Here is a 17,385-nt window from a genome sequence, read left to right as displayed (position 1 = left end):
CCCTCACTCATAAACCGCGTAGTATTTCTTCGCAGGCTCCAAAATGTCCCACACACCGGTGAAGCCCGCCGGCATGACAAAGGCGTCCCCCGCCTGAAAGCGGCGCTCTGAGCCGTCATCCCCCCGCACGACGACGACACCTTCCAGGAGCTGGCAGAACTCATTTTCCGTGAAGACCACGCGCCAGGAGCCGACGGCACCGGTCCAGATGCCGCAATTGAAGCGGCCATCGGCGCTGCTGAAGCGGTTGCTGACGGTCTGGACCGGATCGCCGGTCAAAATACGGTCTGCGGCGGGCCGGTAGGTTTCAGCCTCCGGGCCGGGATCGTTCAGCACTGTGACGGCGGGGAACTGGCTGGTCATCATCACTCTCCTATCGCCTGTCCTTGAAGAAATCGCGCAGCAGGCTGGCCGCCCGTGCCTCCCCGAACCCGCCATAGGCGTCGGGCGCGTGGTGGCAGGTTGGCTGCTGGAAATAGCGGGGGCCATGATCGACGGCCCCGCCCTTGGGATCATAAGCCGCGAAATAGACCCGCCGCAGACGGGCAAAACTGATGGCGCCTGCACACATGGCACAGGGTTCCAGCGTGACATAGAGGTCCAGGCCTGGCAGGCGCGGGCTGTTAAGCGCTGATGCTGCCTGACGGATGGCAAGGACTTCGGCATGGGCCGTGGGGTCGGACAGTTCCTCTGTCCGGTTGCCGGCGGAACCCAGGATGCGGCCCGTGGCCGGGTCCACCACCACGGCCCCCACCGGCACCTCCCCGCGTGCCGCCGCCTTTTCGGCTTCGGCAAAGGCAAGGTCCATGGGGGTGAGGGCGGGCGGCGTGTCAGTCATGATGCGCGCAAGGCTGCATGGGACGGTCGCGCGCGTCAAGGCGGGGCGCGGCTTGCGGCAATCTTGTTTCGCGCGTAATCTCCGCGCCCATGTCCCAGAACAGCTATGACCCCTTGCGTCAGGTGCCGGTTGATGCCGTCGCCGACGAAACCGACCTTGATGCCGCGCCCGAGCTTGCCGGGGGCGAACGCATTGCCAAACGCCTGGCCCGCGCCGGCGTCTGCTCCCGCCGCGATGCCGAACGCTGGATCGCCGAAGGCCGTGTCCGCGTGAACAATGTCACGCTGGAAAGCCCGGCTTTTCTGGTCCGCGATGGCGACCGTATCCAGGTCGATGGTCAGATGGTGGGCGAACCGGAACCCACCCGCCTGTGGCGTTATCACAAGCCGGAAGGGCTGGTCACGACGGCGCGCGATGAGAAGGGCCGGGCCACCGTCTTCGACCATCTGCCGCACACCATGCCGCGCGTCATCTCCGTCGGTCGCCTGGACCTTGCGTCGGAAGGGCTGCTGCTGCTGACCAATGACGGGGCGCTGGCACGGCATCTGGAACTGCCCTCCACCGGTTGGTTGCGCCGCTACCGCATCCGCGTCCATGGCGTGCCGACGCCGGAAACCATGCGCAAGCTGGAAGAAGGGGTGGTCATCGAAGGACTGGCCTATGGCCCCATCGAAACGGTGATCGACCGTACTGTCGGCTATAATTCCTGGCTAACCGTGGGCCTGCGCGAGGGCAAGAACCGTGAGGTTCGCCGCGTGTTCGAATGGCTGGGCCTTCCGGTCAGCCGTCTGATCCGCATCGCCTATGGTCCGTTCCAACTGGGTAAGCTGGACCCCGGCGCCGTGGAAGAGGTGCCGCGCCGCGTCCTGCGCGACCAGATGCCTGACTTCTTCCCGGCAGAGGAAGAACCGGCGCCCGCCGAGGGTGCTGCCAAGCCGGTGCCGGGTGCGGCCCCGCGCATGCGTTATGACCGGCTGCCCAAGGCCATGGCGGCATCTGCCCCATCCAGCGCTACCAAGGGCAGGGCCAAGCCGTCCGCCGCCAAGGCCCGCGACAGTGTCGAACGCCTGATGGGCGGGGGGCGCAAGGCCGCCTCCACCGCGACAGCACCCAAGCGCACGGCCCCGCCGTCACGGGTGGAAGCCGAAGTACCCAAGGCCGCCCGTCGAGGGGCCGGGGATCAGTTGAGCGATAGCGCCCGCCGCGCCGTTGCCAAGCTGGACCGCGCGCTGGCCGGTGCCGACATCCCCGATGATGATGCGCCCGCCCGCCGTGGGCCGAAGCCGACACCCAAGCGTGCCGCTGCTGCGGCGGCCCCGGCCAAGCCGCCCGCCAAGGGTCCGGCACCCGGCAATGCCGGCGGTGGAAAGCCGGCCCATAAGGGTGGAGCGCCGCGTGCGGATCGTCGCCGGTAAGCATCGGGGCCGCCGGCTGGAAACGCCGGCGGGCCGTGACGTGCGCCCCACCAGCGACCGTACGCGCCAGTCGCTGTTCAACATCCTGTCCCATGGCGATTGGATGGAGGATGGCAGCGACGTTCTGGACGGTGCCGATGTGCTGGACGCGTTCTGCGGAACCGGCGCCCTGGCGCTGGAGGCGCTGTCGCATGGTGCCGCACGCGTGGCCCTGCTGGACAAGGCCCGCGCCTCGTTGGACATTGCGCGCCGCAATGCGGAGATGCTGGGGGAGGGGGCGCAGTGCCGCTTCATCCTGGCTGACGCGGCCAAGCCGCCGCCGGCTCCCTTTGCGGCCCGGCTGGTATTCCTGGACCCGCCCTATGGTCAGGACCTGTCGCCGCCGGCCCTGACCGGGTTGTCCCGTGCCGGCTGGATCGCGCCGGGTGCCCTGGTCTGTGTGGAGGTTGGGGCCGACGATGCTTTTGCCCCGCCACCGGGGTTCGATGCGCTGGATCTGCGTGACTATAGTCAGGCGCGCATCCATTTCCTGCGTTACCGGGGCTAATTCAGGCCGCAACCATGGAAAGGGAGGCGACCTCCACCCGGTCGCGGCCATTTTTCTTGGCCGTGTAAAGCGCTTCGTCAGCACTATCCAGGATCAGGTCGAAACTGGCGGGTACCGGTCCGACGCCCGTGCTGGCCAGACCAATGGAGACGGTGACATGGCCATGCGGGCTGCCGCTATGGCGGATGCCCAGGGCGGCCACCGTTTCCCGGATCCGGTCGGCCACGGCGCGGGCACCCGAAAGGTCGGTCTCGGTCAGTAGGACGGCGAATTCCTCTCCCCCGATCCGGGCGGCAAGGTCGCCGCCACGCGCCACGGTGCGGGTGATGGCCAGCGCCACTGACCGCAGCGTCGCGTCACCGGCGCCATGGCCGTAGGTGTCGTTGAAGCTTTTGAACAGGTCGATATCGATCATCAGGATCGCCGCATCATGCGGCATGCGGGTGACACGCGCCTGTTCACGCCGCAGCATGTCATCGAACATGCGGCGGTTGGCAATACCGGTCAGGGGGTCGGTGGTGGCCATCCGTTCCAACCGGGCATTGGCTTCTGCCAGCGCCACCTGCACCCGCGACCGCTGCCGGCTTTCCCGGTGCAGCAGGCTGATCAGGATGATGATACCGCTGATCAGCAGGGCGGATGTCAGGCCGATGGTCCAGGCCTTACGCCGCCAATGGCCGTAAACCAGGTCCAGCGACTGGGCCAGGCTGACCCGCATGGTGGACCCGGCTACGGCGGTGGAGACGACCAGCCGCGTTTCGTCCGGCGCGCCCGGTTCTTCATAAATGGCCAGCGGTTCCCCGACGATGGCCTTCAGGTGTGGATCCTGGCGCAGGTCGCGGCCAATGGCTAACGGGTCCACCGGCTGCCGGGCCAGGATGACGCCCTGGTCCAGAAACAGGGTCAGGGCTGATCCGGCATCCAACTTTAGGTCGGTCAACAGCCCGTCAAAATAGGTCAGAAGCATGGAGGCGACAACCACACCCCGGAACGAACCATCCGGTCGGTTCAGCCGCATGGACAGGACAATCACCGGGTCCTTCGTCGTGGCAGAGATCAGCGGGCCGGTGATCAGCATCGCGGGATCGTCATTGTCCCGATGATAAGCGAAGTAGGGCCGCCAGGCCCGGCTTTGCCCACGCACGTCATTGCCGCTCGATTCCGCTTCGATGATGCCGTTGACATCCGTCACAAACAGCACACCCAGCGCCTTGGGTGCGGCCGTGTGAGAGAACAGGACCATATCGCGCAGATTTTCGGGCACCTGCTGGAAATCCGGTGAGGTCACCGTGTCGCGCAGGGACGTCAGGACAAAGCGGAACAGATCAACATGCCGGGAGATATCGCGCGCGATAGCGCCCGTGAGGTTCACTGCCGCTTCCTGGGCATGATCGCGCGCAGCGGCGCGGTCCTGATAGAGCTGCAGCGAGATGATCACGGCCAGTGCTGCGGCCATCACCATACCGAGGATGAAGCCAAGCCAGCCTGTGCTGCGCGTCAGGGCGCGCGCACCGGCCAGGGCAGCCGCAGGTTTCGACGATGTGAACAGATCGCTCATACCGGGAGAATATACCGGTATGGGAATTGGTAAATTCCTGCCCCCTTATCCAAGGGGATAGGATGGGTCGGTTCGTCAGGTGATCAGAACAGGCTGCCCTGCGGTCCCGCATCGCCCGCTTTGCGGGTGGGCCGCGCCGGGCGTGGAGGTGTGGCCGGCGGGGCCCCCTCGCCTTGACCGATGGTGGCGCCGGCATTGCCGTCCTGAAAGGCGATGGTCACACGCTGTCCGTCGGTTAAACCGGCGGCATGCGTCACGGGCTGTCCATCAACATCGGTAACCAGGGCGAAGCCGCGCGACAGCACACCGCGATAGGACACGCTTTCCAGCAGCCGGCCCAATTGTGCCAGCCGGTCGTCCTTGGCGGACAGGTCGGCCAGATGAGCGCGCTCCATGCGGGTGGGCAGCTCGGACAGGCGGGTGGCCCCATCGGTCAGGGCCCGGCGGATGGTCCGGTCGGACAGGCGGTCGGCGATGCGGTGATAGCGCCCCTCCGACAGGCGGATGGCGCTGTCCAGGCTGGTGCGCAGCGCCCGGCCCGCCCCGTCCAGCCTTGTGGTGGCCAGCCGCAGCACGTCGCGCGGGTGGCGTAGTTTCAGGCCCAGTTGCCGTACCGCCGTCTGCCGCCGGTCGATATCGCCCCGCATGGACAGGATCAGGCGTTCGGCCCGGTCATCCAGCCGCTGCGACAGCCCTTCCAGCAGGCTGTGCGGATCGCCCAGGCCACGCGCCAGCCCCTGCACATAGGTGCGGCGCTGATCCAGGGCGCGGGTCATGGCGCGGTGCAGGCGGCTCTCATCATCTAGCACTTGACCCAGCAGGTCGGCCCGCACCGGCACCGCCATCTCCGCCGCCGCCGTGGGTGTCGGCGCCCGGCGGTCGGACGCGAAATCGATCAGGGTCGTATCCGTCTCATGCCCGACAGCGGAGATCAGGGGGATGCGGCTGTCGGCGGCAGCGCGGACCACGATCTCCTCGTTAAAGGCCATCAGATCTTCCAGGCTGCCGCCGCCGCGCGCCACAATGATCAGGTCGGGGCGCGGCACGCGGCCACCGGGCGTCAGGCTGTTGAAGCCCTGGATGGCGCGGGCCACCTGTTGTGCGGCCCCGTCGCCCTGTACCGCGACGGGCCAGAGCAGGACATGGCGCGGGAACCGGTCGGCCAGACGGTGCAGGATGTCGCGGATCACGGCCCCGGTCGGGCTGGTCACCACGCCGATCACCTGCGGCAGGAAGGGCAGGGGCTTCTTGCGCTCCGGGTTGAACAGCCCTTCGGCGGCCAACCGCTTCTTGCGCTCCTCCAGCATTTTCAGGAGCGCACCTTCGCCCGCCAGTTCCATGCTGTCGATGACCAACTGATACTGGCTGCGGCCCGGATATGTCGTCAGTTTGCCCGTGCAAACCACCTCCATCCCTTCTTCGGGACGCACCGACAGGCGGGCCATGGTGCCTTTCCAGCACACGGCCTCGATCACCGCCGCGTCATCCTTCAGACGCAGATAGAGATGGCCCGACGAATGGCGCTTGGGCTGGCTGATCTCGCCCCGCACCCGGACATAGCCGAACGCATCCTCCACCGTCCGCTTCACGGAACGGGCCAGATCGCTGACCGTCTGTTCGGGCAGATTTGTACCGGGGCGGGCGGGGGCGGGATCGGACAGGAAATCGCTCATGGTGCGGGCATGATAGGGGGATAGGGATTTGGATGCCAGTCTAGCGGCGACGGGTACCAACCAATTCAGATAGAAGGTCGTTCCACACCTTCTGCCGATGCCCCCGGAACCCCATGCTCACCGATCCCGCCTATTGGAGCCTGTTCTTCCTGTCCATGGCGGCGGCGACCTTGCTGCCGGGCGGGTCGGAGGTGGCGTTGGTGGCGCTGCTGGCTGATGGCACCCGGCCTGCCTGGGCGCTGGTGGCGGTCGCGACCCTGGGCAATGTGCTGGGGTCGGTCATCAACTGGGTGCTGGGCCGCGGGCTGCGTCGGTTCGTGGGCCGGCGCTGGTTTCCGGTGACGGCGGCACAGCTGGCGCGCGCGGAAGGGGTGTTCACCCGTTATGGCGCCTGGACGTTATTGTTCTCCTGGGTGCCGGTGATCGGCGATCCGCTGACCGTCGCGGCGGGGACGCTGGGCGTGCGGCTGCGGATTTTCCTGCCGCTGATGATGCTGGGCAAGGCCGCGCGGTATCTGGTTCTGGCCGGTGTGGTGGGCGGGGTGCTGGCACCATAGGTACCGGCACCCCGCCTTCACCTTACTCCGCCAACAGCTTTTCCATCTGGTCGATGGTGGCATCCATGCGGCGCACCAGGGCCTGATAGGGGGCAGCGGTGGCCATGTCCAGGCCCGCCTTCTTCAGAAGCGGATAGGGATATTCAGACCCGCCGGCCTTCAGCACGTTCAGGTAATTGTCCCGCGCCTTGGCGCCGCCCTTGGAAATCTGCTCGGCGAAATAGGTGCCGGCAGAGATGGAGGTCGCGTACTGGAACACATAGAAGGGCCGATAGAAATGCGGGATGAAGGCCCATTCCGCGCAATATTTCTCATCGATCTTCATCACGCCTTCGGCGTCGCCATGATATTTCTTCAGCAGGCCGCAATAGATGTCCTTCATCTTGGACCCGGACAGCGCCTCGCCTCGCTCCACGGCGTCATGGGTGGCCAATTCAAACTCCGCGAACATGGTCTGGCGGAAGAAGGTCCCGCGCAGCCCTTCCAGCGACTGGCCCAGGTAGAACAGCTTCTCTTCCTTGGTCTTGGCCTTGGAAACGAGATAGTCGGTCAGCAGCATCTCGTTCGTGGTCGACGCGATTTCCGCCATGAACAGGGAGTAATTGGCCAGCTCATAGGGCTGGTTCTTCGATGCCAGGGCCGAATGCATGCCATGGCCCCATTCATGGGCATAGGTGGACATGGAGTTATAATCATCCTGATGGTTCAGGAAGATATATGGGTCCAGCCCATAGCTGCCCCAGTGATAGGCGCCGCTGTCCTTGCCCTCTGACGGGTATACATGCATGGTCCGCTTGGCCGTCAGGGCCGCCAGCATGTCGCCATATTCCTTGCCCAGCGGCTTGACCGCCGCCAGGGTCGTCGTCCGTGATTCGTCCAGCGTGAACTTCTTGTCCAGGCTGATCAGCGACGGATAGATGTCGTAATAGTACAGGTCCGGCAGCTTCAGCATCTTCTGCCGCAGCTTGAAATAGCGGTGGAGGGTCGGCAGGCCCTTGTTCGCCTCGGCCACCAGGGTGCGGTAGACGCTTTCCGGGATATCGTTATTGGCCAGCGAAGCGGCGACGGCGGTCGGGTATCCGCGCAGCTTGGCATCGATGGTACCGGTCTGGACGGCGGCGCCAAGCGTATTGCCCATGGTGGTCGCGTACTGACCGAATTTGGTCCAGAACGTGTCGAATACCAGCTTGCGGACGGCCCGATCATCATTCTGGCGCAGAGACTGATAGGCAGACTGGTTCACCTTGCGCTTGGTGCCGTCGGGCAGGGTGATTTCCGGCCAGTCGATATCGGCATTGGCCAGGGCGGAGTATGTGTTGCTGGCCGATCCCAGCACAGGACCCAGGGCCGCCAGGGCCGCTTCGGTTTCCGGTGTCAGCGTATGGGCCTTCAGGCGCAGGATATCGTTCAGGCGGAAGGCATGCTTGGACAGGCCGGCATCGGCCTTGATGAAACTGGCGATCTTTTCGGCACCAACCCCCTGCACCTCCGGCGAGACCCAGGCTGTGGCCGCCTGCGCCTGCGCCGACAGGGCCTGCGCCAGGCTCCAGCGTTCCTGATAGGCATTGTTGCGGGTGTCGGTGGAATATTGCAGGTAGGCATAGACCAGCACGCGTTCCACATCGTGCCCGACCTTGGACATACGGTCCATGGCGGCGCGCAGGGTCGCGGCATCCTTGCCCAGGGTACCCTTCAGCGCGTCCAGCGAGGGCAGATCGGCCAGCGCCTGTTTGCGCGCCGCATCCCAGGATGCGTCATCCTTGAAAATCGGCGTCAGGTCCCAGACATAGCGCGGGTCGGTCTTGGCCGGCGCCTCGGTGCTGGCCGGGGCGGCCTGTTGTGCAGCGGCACTCGCGAGCGGTGCCAGGGCGGCGGCCAGCGCGATGGCGGAGGCGCCCAGCAGGCGGCGGGCGAAATGCGGGCGGTGATGATGCTGTGTCATGCTGTCCCTGTCCATTCGGGGGCCGTGTCGCGACCATGCGCCGGCCATTTGTGCAGACCTTTATAAAACGCACCCGCCAACACGCCCGGCGGAAAATTGTAACGGGGTGGTTTCATTTCGCGGCCTCTGCCAGAATGCAACGGCCGCAACCTTCGGACGCCGCCCCATGACCGCCATCCGTGCCTATGCCGCTGCCAAGTTGAACCTGTATCTGCATGTGCTGGGCCGGCGGGAAGACGGCTATCACCTGCTGGACAGTCTGGTGGCCTTCGCCAGCGCCCATGATCTGGTGGAGGTGGAAAGCACCCCCTATTTCAGCCTGCAACTGCACGGGCCGCATTCGCTGCCCCTGCTGATGGAGGACACGGAAAGTAATCTGGTGACCAAGGCCGTGTTCCGGCTGGCCGAGGCGCTGGGCCGCAAGCCGCATGTGACGGTGAAGCTGACCAAGAACCTGCCGCTGGCATCGGGGATCGGCGGCGGGTCGGCGGATGCGGCGGCCACCTTGCGCGCGCTGTGCGCCCTATGGGATGTGCCGCTGGACCATCCCGCGGTCACGGAATTGGCGGCCAAGCTGGGCGCCGACGTGCCGGTCTGCGTCGGGTCACGGACCAGCTATTTCGCGGGTACGGGCACCGAACTGTCGCCGGCGCCGGACCTGCCGGAGGATTGCTGGGTCGTCCTGGTCAATCCCGGCGTGTCCATGCCGACGCCGGCGGTATTTGGGGCGCGGGAAGGGGCCTTTTCAGAACCCGCCCGGCTGACCACATCCTTCACGGATGTCCGTGAACTGGCGGCCCTGCTGAAGGACGGGCGGCGAAACGATCTGACCGCACCCGCCGTGCGGTTGAGTCCCGTCATCACTCAGGTGCTGGCGGCCCTCGATTCGACGGCGGGATGCCTGCTGTCGCGCATGTCGGGAAGTGGGGCCACCTGTTTCGGGCTGTATGTCGATTTCGACCATGCCGTGGCGGCGGCTGAACTGATCGGCGGGATCCGTCCCGGCTGGTGGGTGCAGCCGGCGGCACTGCTGAATGACCTATCGGGGCTGGAACTGCTGGAAGGGGTCACCCTTCTCGACTGGCCGTAAGTTTTTCAGGAGTAGAGGAACCATGTCCCGCATTGACCTGTCCCGCCGTTTCCTGGCCGTGAACATCGCGGTGCTGACCGTGTCGGATACGCGTGGCCTGTCGGATGACAAATCCGGCGATACGCTGGTGGAACGGCTGACCAGCGATGGCCATGTGCTGGCTGCCCGCGCCATCGTGCGCGACGATGTTCGCGCCATCGTGGATCAACTGCGCGTCTGGATCGACGACCCAAACGTCGATGTCGTCATCTCCACCGGCGGCACCGGCCTGACGGGCCGCGATGTGACGCCGGAAGCATTTGAAAGCGTGTTTGAGAAGACGATCAACGGCTTCGGAGAGATGTTCCGCATGCTCTCCTATCAGAAGATCGGAACCTCGGCCTTGCAAAGCCGCGCGACGGGCGGGGTAGCCAAAGGCACCTATCTGTTTGCCCTGCCGGGCAGCCCCAGCGCCTGTCGCGACGGTTGGGACCTGATCCTCAAATACCAGCTGGATAACCGCCACCGCCCCTGCAACCTGGTCGAACTGATGCCCCGGTTGCAGGAGAAGTGAGGGGTATGTCACTGCCCCCAGGCGGGTGGGGTGAAATGCAGGCCGGTGGCGCCCGATAGGGCGCCCCACAGGGTGCCGACCACCCCATTCCAAAGCTGCTCTGCCGTCACCAGTGACAGGCCGACCAGCACACGCACAAAATTCTGGGCGCTCTGCTTCAACTGATCCAGGAAGAACTGTTGCAGGGACGGGCGGATTTCACCCGATGCGATACCGCCGGCAATGGTTTCCGCCTGTTGTGCCATGGCCGCCAGTTGCTCCTGGGAGAAGCCCTGCGCCGTCTCAATATTCTGGCCCAGGATGGCGGTGGCCTGTGTCTTGATCTGGTTGATCAGGTCGGGGACGTTGATGGGCGTGATGGTCATCTCAAGGTCTCCTTACGACTGCGGTGCAGGCTGCTGCGCGACCCCGCGCGCCAGCGCGTTCTCATAGGTCAGGGCCTGCTGGATATCGATGCTGAATTGCTGCTGGAAGGCCTGGGCCTCCAGGCTGCTGATCCCGCCTGACTGATCGGCCTGCTGCATCGTCGTGAACTGAACCCCGATCTTGGTCAGGATGTCGCCCGTGGGCGCGGCCAGGGTCTGGATCTTGGTCCATTCCTTAACCTTCGACTCCAGGAATTTCGGCAGGGTGGTGGGGTCGGGCCGCGCCTGGGCCAGATTGGCCAGCGCGTTGGCCTGCCCGATCAACTGCGTGTAGGTGCCCTGGCGCTGCGCGAAGCTGGAGGCCGGGACACCGCCTGCCACCTGGGCATAGAGCAGCATGGCCTGCTGGTTCAGGCTGGCGACGCCATTGGCAATGGATGCGTCATAAGGGGGGGCCAGCTGTGCCGTACAGCCGGCCAGCACGCCACCCAGGAACAGCAGGGCGAAAAGAAGGCGCAGGCGGGCCAGGACGGGCGCCAGGGACAGGCGCTGCTTGTGAATGGGAACGATCACGGTAGCATCTCCCCCTCGGATGATATTCAGCGTGATCCTATCAGGTATGATGACCATTACACGATCAAAGATTAGGAACTATTGCGTCAACACACGCAAAGGCCGCAACCCGACAAACATGCCCGATAATGAAATTCATCTAAAATTATCGGCTAACGGCCCGGCGGCATTGAAGGCGACGGGGAAAACGGGTAACGATTCCGCCGCTGCGACAATGGCGGCGGCCAAGGCATGGCCGTACCCCTGTCGCACTCGAATATTCAAGGCTGGGCGCAGGAGAGAATTGGCATGACGCGGACCTTCATCTCGATGGCGAAGACGGGTGGGCAGGGCAAGACCCTGACGGCCCAGATGCTGGTGCTGCAGCACGAGCAGAAGGGCGTGCCCGTCAAGCTGGCGGCCGCGGACAGCGACAGCCTGAACCAGCGGTCCAAGTTCGGCCGCCTGTTCCGCAACGTGAAGGAACTGGGTATCGGCGAGGATCTGACCAAGGTCAAAAGCTCCACCGATCCGAACCTCGCCATCAAGTACTGGGACGAATTCGGCCGCACCGTTCTCGAAGGCGGTTACATCATTGATGTCGGCGCCAATGTCGCGGCGGAGCTGTTCGCCTGGGCCGAGGCGCGGAATGCCGGTTCGCTGCTGCGTCGCCGCAACTCGCCCCCCATCGATCTGGTGGTGACCACCAAGGCCGAAAGTCAGGCCATCGAAGACGCGCGTGGCCTGATCCAGTACAGCTTCGACAAGAATGAGTGGATGCCCATCGGCCGCCGCTATGTGGTGCTGAATGAGGTCTCGGGCGGCTTTGGTGCCTATGAGAACGACCCCAACTTCAAGCGCCTGAAGGCCTATCAGGGCATGGGCGTGCATATCGTCACCATGAAGCGCTGCGAAAGCGACATCTGGACCTTGCTGGAGCGGGAATTGATCTCCGTCCGCGAAGCGCTGAAGATGACCGAGGTCGATCTGGAAAAGCGCTTTGGCATCGATGTCTGGACCGGCCATGGCGGTCTGACCGACCTGAAGAGCTGGGCCGATGAGACCCTGTCTTCGTTTGAGAAGGTGGGTCTGGTGCCTGTGCGCGACAGTGGCCATCTGGATAGCGGCGTGGAGGCAGTCGGCGCCGGCTGTTCCTGAAAGGAACCGAACCCGGCGCCACAGGCTTCACCGCCACCCCCGCCACCTCCTGCACCGGTGCCGCCAAGGCGCCCGGTGCATCCGGCGGGACGGCATAAGAAGAAGCGCCGGTAATTGAGTGTGGCCCTGCCCCCGCAAGGGGGCGGGGCCTATTTGAAGTTCCCTCAATCGCCGGGCGGCGGCATCCGCCGCCTTGGCTACGCCGCACGGGCGGCGGGCTGGCGGTCGCCAGCCTCCAATCTGCCAAGGGTCAAGCCCTTCTCAGATTGGTGTTCCAGATGGAGGATCGCGGTTTGGTCCGTTTCGAAAATGTCGGGTTGCGCTACGGCAATGGGCCGGAGGTGCTGCGCGACCTCAGTTTCGAACTCGCCCCCGGTTCCTTTCAGTTCCTCACCGGCCCCACCGGTGCCGGCAAATCCAGCCTGCTGAAGCTGCTTTATCTCTCCGAACGCCCCTCTAGAGGCCTGATCACCCTGTTCGGGGAGCCTTTGTCCAAGGTGCCACGCGACCGGTTGCATGAGCTGCGCCGCCGTATCGGCGTGGTCTTTCAGGATTTCCGCCTGCTGGACCATATGAGCGCCTATGACAATGTCGCCCTGCCGCTGCGCATCGCCGGCCATGGCGAAAAGCACATCAAGGAAGCCGTAACCGAACTGATGGAATGGGTCGGCCTGTCGGACAAGATGGGCGCCCTGCCGGCCACCCTGTCGGGCGGCCAGAAACAGCTGATCGCCATTGCCCGCGCCGTCATCACCAGCCCGTCCCTGATCGTGGCCGACGAGCCGACCGGTAACATCGACCGCGACATGTCGATGAAGATCATGCGGCTGTTCATCGAACTGAACAAGCAAGGCACCACGGTCATCGTCGCCACCCACGACTGGCCCCTGATCGATAAGATCAAGCGCCCCATGCTGGAATTGTTCGAGGGCAAACTGGCCGAGGCGTCCTGGTGGCTGAAGCCGGGTGAGGGGTTGGACGAGCCGGTTTAGGGGACAAATTGCCGTAGGTCAGGTCGAGGCGAAGCCTCGCCCTGACAGAACAGGCTTTTAGTCCAATGCTGTTAGGGCTCGCGCGCCGCGCTCGACCTAACCTACGATTTCTGCGCGACCGGTAATCCGCCCCCCCCCAAAAAAAAGCCAAACCCGCCACGGCGGGGCCGGGCGGGTTTGATGCTTTGATGCAGAAACCTTTGGGAAACAGCCTTACTTGAAGGCGATGCCCACGATTTCGTAGCTCTTTGAGCCGCCGGGCGTGGTCACTTCCACACTGTCGCCGACCGACTTGCCGATCAGAGCACGGGCCAGCGGGCTGGTGATGGAGATCAGGCTCTGCTTGATGTCGCTCTCATCCTGGCCGACGATCTGATAGGTCACCTCTTCGTCGGTGTCCTCATCCGCCAGCGTGATGGTGGCCCCGAACTTCACGGCATTGCCGGACAGTTTGGTCGGCTCGATCACTTCGGCGCGGCTGATCTTGTCTTCCAGCTCCATGACACGGCCTTCGATGAAGCTCTGCTTCTCGCGCGCGGCATGGTACTCGGCGTTTTCCGACAGGTCGCCATGCTCGCGGGCTTCCGCGATGGCCTTGATCACGGCGGGACGCTCAACGCTCTTCAGATGCTTCAACTCATCCTGCAGCCGGTTGTACCCCCGAGCCGTCATGGGAACTTTTTCCATCGTGCCCTATCCCAGTAAAGGTAGCCCAGAAACAAAACAAGCCCGACGGGGCGGCTTCCCGCCCCGACTGACCAGACCGTCCTTAGTAAGTGCCGCTCAAGTAAGACTGGAGCGGGGCCACGTCCAGACCGCCGACCTTCAACGCCGAGATGGCTTCAACTGCCGCCTCGGCTCCGGCCACCGTGGTGTAGTAAGGGATGTTATTGGTCAGCGCGGCGCGGCGCAAGCTGAAGCTGTCGGAAACCGCCTGTGACCCTTCGGTCGTGTTGAAGATCAGTTGCACGTCGCCATTGATCATGGCGTCCACAATGTGCGGCTGGCCTTCGACCACCTTGTTGATGGCAGTGACCTTCACGCCGTTATCGGCCAGATGCTTGGCGGTGCCGCGCGTGGCGATCACCTTGAAGCCCAGTTCCAGCAGCTTGGCGGCCACCGGCACCATGGCGCCCTTGTCCCCGTCGCGCACGGAGATGAAGACGGTGCCTTCCTTGGGCAGGGTGACGCCCGCACCCATCTGGCTCTTGGCGAAGGCCAGACCGAAATTCTTGTCCAGGCCCATCACTTCGCCCGTGGAGCGCATTTCCGGCCCCAGCAGGATGTCCACACCGGGGAACCGGTTGAACGGGAACACGGCTTCCTTGACCGCCGTATGCGGCGGGAACGGGCCGGACAGCTTGAACTGGCTCAGCTTTTCGCCGGCCATGACGCGGGCCGCGATCTTGGCGATGGCGGTGCCCGTGGCCTTGGCCACGAAGGGTACGGTCCGGCTGGCGCGTGGGTTCACTTCCAGGATGTAGATGTCGTAGCCGCCGATGCCCGACCCGTCCGTGGACTGCTTGACCGCAAACTGAATGTTCATCAGGCCGACCACGTTCAGGCCCTTGGCCAGCTTCACCGCCTGCACCGTCAGCTCGTCAATGACGGGCTTGGACAGGGTGTAGGGGGGCAGGGCGCAGGCGCTGTCGCCGGAATGGATACCGGCTTCCTCGATATGCTCCATGATGCCGGCGACATAGACCTCGCCATCGGCATCGGCCACGGCGTCGACATCCACCTCAATGGCGTTCTGGAGATAGCTGTCGATCAGCACCGGGTTGTTGCCCGACACCTTGACGGCGGTGGCGATATAGCGGTGCAGGCCGGCCATATCGTGCACGATCTCCATGGCGCGGCCACCCAGCACATAGGACGGGCGGATGACGACGGGGAAGCCGATCTTCTCGGCCACCGCGACGGCTTCTTCCAGCGACCGGGCCAGGCCGTTGGCCGGCTGGCGCAGTTCCAGCTTGTGCAGCAGCTGCTGGAACCGCTCGCGGTCCTCGGCAAGATCAATGGCGTCCGGCGTGGTGCCCAGGATGGGCAATCCTGCCTGTTCCAGCGCCTTGGCCAGCTTCAGCGGCGTTTGGCCGCCGAACTGCACGATCAGGCCGACAACCTCGCCATTCTGCTTTTCCTTCTCGACAAGTTCGATCACGTCCTCGGCCGTCAGCGGCTCGAAATACAGACGGTCGGCAGTGTCATAGTCGGTAGAAACCGTTTCCGGGTTGCAGTTGACCATGATCGTCTCATAGCCCGCTTCCTGCAGGGCATAGACGGCATGGACGCAGCAATAGTCGAACTCGATGCCCTGGCCGATGCGGTTGGGACCGCCGCCCAGGATGACGACCTTCTTCTTGTCCGTCGGCTCCGCCTCGCACTCCGCCGGCTCCAGGCCGTTGCCTTCATAGGTGGAGTACATATAGGGCGTGTCGCTGGCGAATTCGGCGGCGCAGGTGTCGATGCGCTTGAACACCGGGCGCACATTCAGGGCGCGGCGATGGGCGGCCACGGCGGCTTCTGGCTGGCCCAGCAGGCTGGCCAGACGCGCGTCGCTGAAGCCCATGGCCTTGATGCGGGCCATGTATTGGGCGTCAATGCCCGACAGGCCGGCGGCCTTGATGGCGGCCTCTTCCTGCACGATGGCCTCGATCTGGCGCATGAACCAGGGGTCGTACTTGCACTCTTCGTAGATCTGCTCAACGGTCCAGCCATGGCGCATGGCCTGGGCCACGATCAGTAGACGTTCCGGCGTCGGACGGCTCAGCATATGGCGCAGGCGGCCCTGATCGACATTGCCATTGGCATCGCGCAGGTCGATCTCGTCAAAGCCGTTCAGGCCGGTTTCCAGACCGCGCAGCGCCTTCTGCATGCTCTCGGCGAAGGTGCGGCCGATGGCCATGACCTCACCCACCGACTTCATGGAGGTCGTCAGGGTGTTGTCGGCACCGGGGAACTTCTCGAACGCAAAGCGCGGGATTTTGGTGACGACATAATCGATCGTCGGCTCAAAGCTGGCGGGCGTGGAGCCGGTAATGTCGTTATCCAGCTCGTCCAGCGTGTAACCCACGGCCAGCTTGGCCGCGATCTTGGCGATGGGGAAGCCCGTGGCCTTGGACGCCAGGGCCGAGGAGCGCGAGACGCGGGGGTTCATCTCGATCACGACCATGCGGCCGGTATCGGGATGGATGCCGAACTGCACGTTCGACCCGCCCGTATCCACACCGATCTCGCGCAGCACCGTCAGGCTGGCATTGCGCATGATCTGATATTCTTTGTCGGTCAGCGTCAGGGCGGGGGCGACCGTCATGCTGTCGCCCGTATGCACGCCCATGGCGTCGATATTCTCGATGGAGCAGATGATGATGCAGTTGTCCTTGCTGTCGCGGACAACCTCCATCTCATATTCTTTCCAGCCCAGGACCGATTCCTCGATCAGGACCTCGTTCACCGGGCTGGCGCGCAGGCCGCCGCGGACAATGTCCTCAAACTCCGCCCGGTTGAAGGCGATACCGCCGCCGGTGCCGGCCAGCGTGAAGGACGGGCGGATGATGGCGGGCAGGCCGACAAAGGCCAGCGCGTCCAGCGCCTCATCGAAATTCTTCACCACGCGCGACCGCGGGCTTTCCAGCCCGATCTTGTCCATGGCGTCGCGGAACTTCAGACGGTCTTCGGCCTTCTCGATGACATCGGCCTTGGCGCCGATCATCTCGATGCCCAGCCGCTCCAGCGTACCATTATGGAACAGTGCCAGTGCCGTGTTCAGTGCGGTCTGGCCGCCCATGGTGGGCAGCAACGCGTCGGGCCGCTCCTTCTCCAGGATCTTGGCGACGACGGCAGGGGTGATCGGCTCGATATAGGTGGCGTCGGCCAGACCCGGATCGGTCATGATGGTGGCCGGGTTTGAATTGACCAGGATGACCCGGTAACCTTCTTCTTTCAGCGCCTTACAGGCCTGAACACCGGAATAGTCGAATTCGCAGGCCTGTCCGATAATGATCGGACCCGCGCCGATGATGCAGATGGATTTGATGTCGGTGCGTTTCGGCATGATCAGTCGGACCGTCTTTTTCGGGCGGGAAGGGCGAGTATGGTCGCGGCAAAACGCCCCCCGCTCCACAATGGGTGCGGGGGGCGCCCGG

The 17,385-nt window shown here is 64.5% G+C and carries 16 protein-coding genes; 7 read left to right on the top strand and 9 right to left on the bottom strand.

Annotation, left to right across the window (positions count from 1 at the left end; all coding sequences use genetic code 11):
* Positions 1-3: 3 nt before the first annotated feature.
* Together C0V82_RS06630 and C0V82_RS06625 are read right to left on the bottom strand one after the other, a co-directional pair.
* Complete coding sequence (locus C0V82_RS06630; RefSeq protein WP_245924189.1) at positions 4-366, bottom strand: cupin domain-containing protein; 363 nt, start codon at positions 364-366, stop codon at positions 4-6.
* Between the two features lie 7 nt (positions 367-373).
* Positions 374-838, bottom strand: a complete 465-nt coding sequence (locus C0V82_RS06625) for a nucleoside deaminase (protein WP_245924188.1) — start codon at positions 836-838, stop codon at positions 374-376.
* 89 nt (positions 839-927) lie between these two features.
* Between C0V82_RS06625 and C0V82_RS06620 the strand changes: the two genes are divergently transcribed.
* Together C0V82_RS06620 and C0V82_RS06615 are read left to right on the top strand one after the other, a co-directional pair.
* Positions 928-2,253 carry a pseudouridine synthase gene (locus C0V82_RS06620; RefSeq protein ID WP_102111647.1) on the top strand — a complete coding sequence of 442 codons (1,326 nt, stop codon included), beginning with the start codon at positions 928-930 and terminating at the stop codon, positions 2,251-2,253.
* A complete protein-coding gene (locus tag C0V82_RS06615) occupies positions 2,234-2,800 on the top strand; it encodes an RsmD family RNA methyltransferase (RefSeq protein ID WP_102113290.1) in 567 nt (188 codons plus the stop codon). The genes C0V82_RS06620 and C0V82_RS06615 overlap by 20 nt, the downstream gene beginning before the upstream one ends.
* 1 nt (position 2,801) lies before the next feature.
* On the opposite strand, the gene C0V82_RS06610 is transcribed toward C0V82_RS06615, so the two are convergent.
* Together C0V82_RS06610 and xseA are read right to left on the bottom strand one after the other, a co-directional pair.
* Positions 2,802-4,358: a sensor domain-containing diguanylate cyclase gene (locus C0V82_RS06610; RefSeq protein WP_102111646.1), complete on the bottom strand. Its 1,557-nt coding sequence runs from the start codon at positions 4,356-4,358 to the stop codon at positions 2,802-2,804.
* An 83-nt stretch (positions 4,359-4,441) separates the two neighbouring features.
* Positions 4,442-6,031, bottom strand: a complete 1,590-nt coding sequence (gene xseA, locus C0V82_RS06605) for an exodeoxyribonuclease VII large subunit (RefSeq protein ID WP_102111645.1) — start codon at positions 6,029-6,031, stop codon at positions 4,442-4,444.
* A gap of 113 nt (positions 6,032-6,144) precedes the next feature.
* On the opposite strand from xseA, the gene C0V82_RS06600 reads away from it, so the two are divergent.
* Positions 6,145-6,588, top strand: a complete 444-nt coding sequence (locus C0V82_RS06600; RefSeq protein WP_102111644.1) for a YqaA family protein — start codon at positions 6,145-6,147, stop codon at positions 6,586-6,588.
* 22 nt (positions 6,589-6,610) lie between these two features.
* Here C0V82_RS06600 and pepF read toward each other — a convergent pair whose 3' ends face one another.
* Positions 6,611-8,530: an oligoendopeptidase F gene (gene pepF / locus C0V82_RS06595; protein WP_245924187.1), complete on the bottom strand. Its 1,920-nt coding sequence runs from the start codon at positions 8,528-8,530 to the stop codon at positions 6,611-6,613.
* Between the two features lie 166 nt (positions 8,531-8,696).
* Between pepF and C0V82_RS06590 the strand changes: the two genes are divergently transcribed.
* Together C0V82_RS06590 and moaB are read left to right on the top strand one after the other, a co-directional pair.
* Positions 8,697-9,620, top strand: coding sequence for a 4-(cytidine 5'-diphospho)-2-C-methyl-D-erythritol kinase (locus C0V82_RS06590; protein ID WP_102111642.1), 924 nt, complete (start codon positions 8,697-8,699; stop codon positions 9,618-9,620).
* A 22-nt stretch (positions 9,621-9,642) separates the two neighbouring features.
* Positions 9,643-10,173, top strand: a complete 531-nt coding sequence (gene moaB, locus C0V82_RS06585) for a molybdenum cofactor biosynthesis protein B (protein ID WP_102111641.1) — start codon at positions 9,643-9,645, stop codon at positions 10,171-10,173.
* Positions 10,174-10,181: 8 nt separating this feature from the next.
* Here the strand turns inward: moaB and C0V82_RS06580 are convergent, their stop codons facing one another.
* Positions 10,182-10,538, bottom strand: coding sequence for a hypothetical protein (locus C0V82_RS06580; RefSeq protein ID WP_102111640.1), 357 nt, complete (start codon positions 10,536-10,538; stop codon positions 10,182-10,184).
* Between the two features lie 12 nt (positions 10,539-10,550).
* Positions 10,551-11,111: a hypothetical protein gene (locus C0V82_RS06575; protein WP_158659774.1), complete on the bottom strand. Its 561-nt coding sequence runs from the start codon at positions 11,109-11,111 to the stop codon at positions 10,551-10,553.
* Between the two features lie 288 nt (positions 11,112-11,399).
* Between C0V82_RS06575 and C0V82_RS06570 the strand changes: the two genes are divergently transcribed.
* Positions 11,400-12,248, top strand: a complete 849-nt coding sequence (locus C0V82_RS06570) for a hypothetical protein (RefSeq protein WP_102111638.1) — start codon at positions 11,400-11,402, stop codon at positions 12,246-12,248.
* A 293-nt stretch (positions 12,249-12,541) separates the two neighbouring features.
* The gene (gene ftsE, locus C0V82_RS06565; RefSeq protein ID WP_102113289.1) at positions 12,542-13,240 is read left to right on the top strand and encodes a cell division ATP-binding protein FtsE; all 699 of its coding nucleotides are present in this window, start codon (positions 12,542-12,544) and stop codon (positions 13,238-13,240) included.
* Between the two features lie 213 nt (positions 13,241-13,453).
* Here ftsE and greA read toward each other — a convergent pair whose 3' ends face one another.
* Together greA and carB are read right to left on the bottom strand one after the other, a co-directional pair.
* Entirely contained in the window at positions 13,454-13,927 is a 474-nt protein-coding gene (gene greA, locus C0V82_RS06560; RefSeq protein ID WP_054167109.1) for a transcription elongation factor GreA, read from the bottom strand.
* Between the two features lie 82 nt (positions 13,928-14,009).
* Complete coding sequence (gene carB / locus C0V82_RS06555; protein ID WP_102111637.1) at positions 14,010-17,294, bottom strand: carbamoyl-phosphate synthase large subunit; 3,285 nt, start codon at positions 17,292-17,294, stop codon at positions 14,010-14,012.
* Positions 17,295-17,385: the final 91 nt, after the last annotated feature.

This window comes from Niveispirillum cyanobacteriorum (genome assembly GCF_002868735.1).
In the GTDB taxonomy this organism is placed as follows: Bacteria; Pseudomonadota; Alphaproteobacteria; order Azospirillales; family Azospirillaceae; genus Niveispirillum; species Niveispirillum cyanobacteriorum.
Note: the sequence above shows the minus strand (reverse complement) of the source record. Positions and strands in the feature narration are given on the sequence as shown.

Coding starts and splice junctions, on each gene's coding strand:
- C0V82_RS06630 (WP_245924189.1), bottom strand. CDS start 366: ATGATGACCAGCCAGTTCCCCGCCGTCACAGTGCTGAACGATCCCGGC.
- C0V82_RS06625 (WP_245924188.1), bottom strand. CDS start 838: ATGACTGACACGCCGCCCGCCCTCACCCCCATGGACCTTGCCTTTGCC.
- C0V82_RS06620 (WP_102111647.1), top strand. CDS start 928: ATGTCCCAGAACAGCTATGACCCCTTGCGTCAGGTGCCGGTTGATGCC.
- C0V82_RS06610 (WP_102111646.1), bottom strand. CDS start 4,358: ATGAGCGATCTGTTCACATCGTCGAAACCTGCGGCTGCCCTGGCCGGT.
- xseA (WP_102111645.1), bottom strand. CDS start 6,031: ATGAGCGATTTCCTGTCCGATCCCGCCCCCGCCCGCCCCGGTACAAAT.
- C0V82_RS06600 (WP_102111644.1), top strand. CDS start 6,145: ATGCTCACCGATCCCGCCTATTGGAGCCTGTTCTTCCTGTCCATGGCG.
- pepF (WP_245924187.1), bottom strand. CDS start 8,530: ATGACACAGCATCATCACCGCCCGCATTTCGCCCGCCGCCTGCTGGGC.
- C0V82_RS06590 (WP_102111642.1), top strand. CDS start 8,697: ATGACCGCCATCCGTGCCTATGCCGCTGCCAAGTTGAACCTGTATCTG.
- moaB (WP_102111641.1), top strand. CDS start 9,643: ATGTCCCGCATTGACCTGTCCCGCCGTTTCCTGGCCGTGAACATCGCG.
- C0V82_RS06580 (WP_102111640.1), bottom strand. CDS start 10,538: ATGACCATCACGCCCATCAACGTCCCCGACCTGATCAACCAGATCAAG.
- C0V82_RS06570 (WP_102111638.1), top strand. CDS start 11,400: ATGACGCGGACCTTCATCTCGATGGCGAAGACGGGTGGGCAGGGCAAG.
- greA (WP_054167109.1), bottom strand. CDS start 13,927: ATGGAAAAAGTTCCCATGACGGCTCGGGGGTACAACCGGCTGCAGGAT.
- carB (WP_102111637.1), bottom strand. CDS start 17,294: ATGCCGAAACGCACCGACATCAAATCCATCTGCATCATCGGCGCGGGT.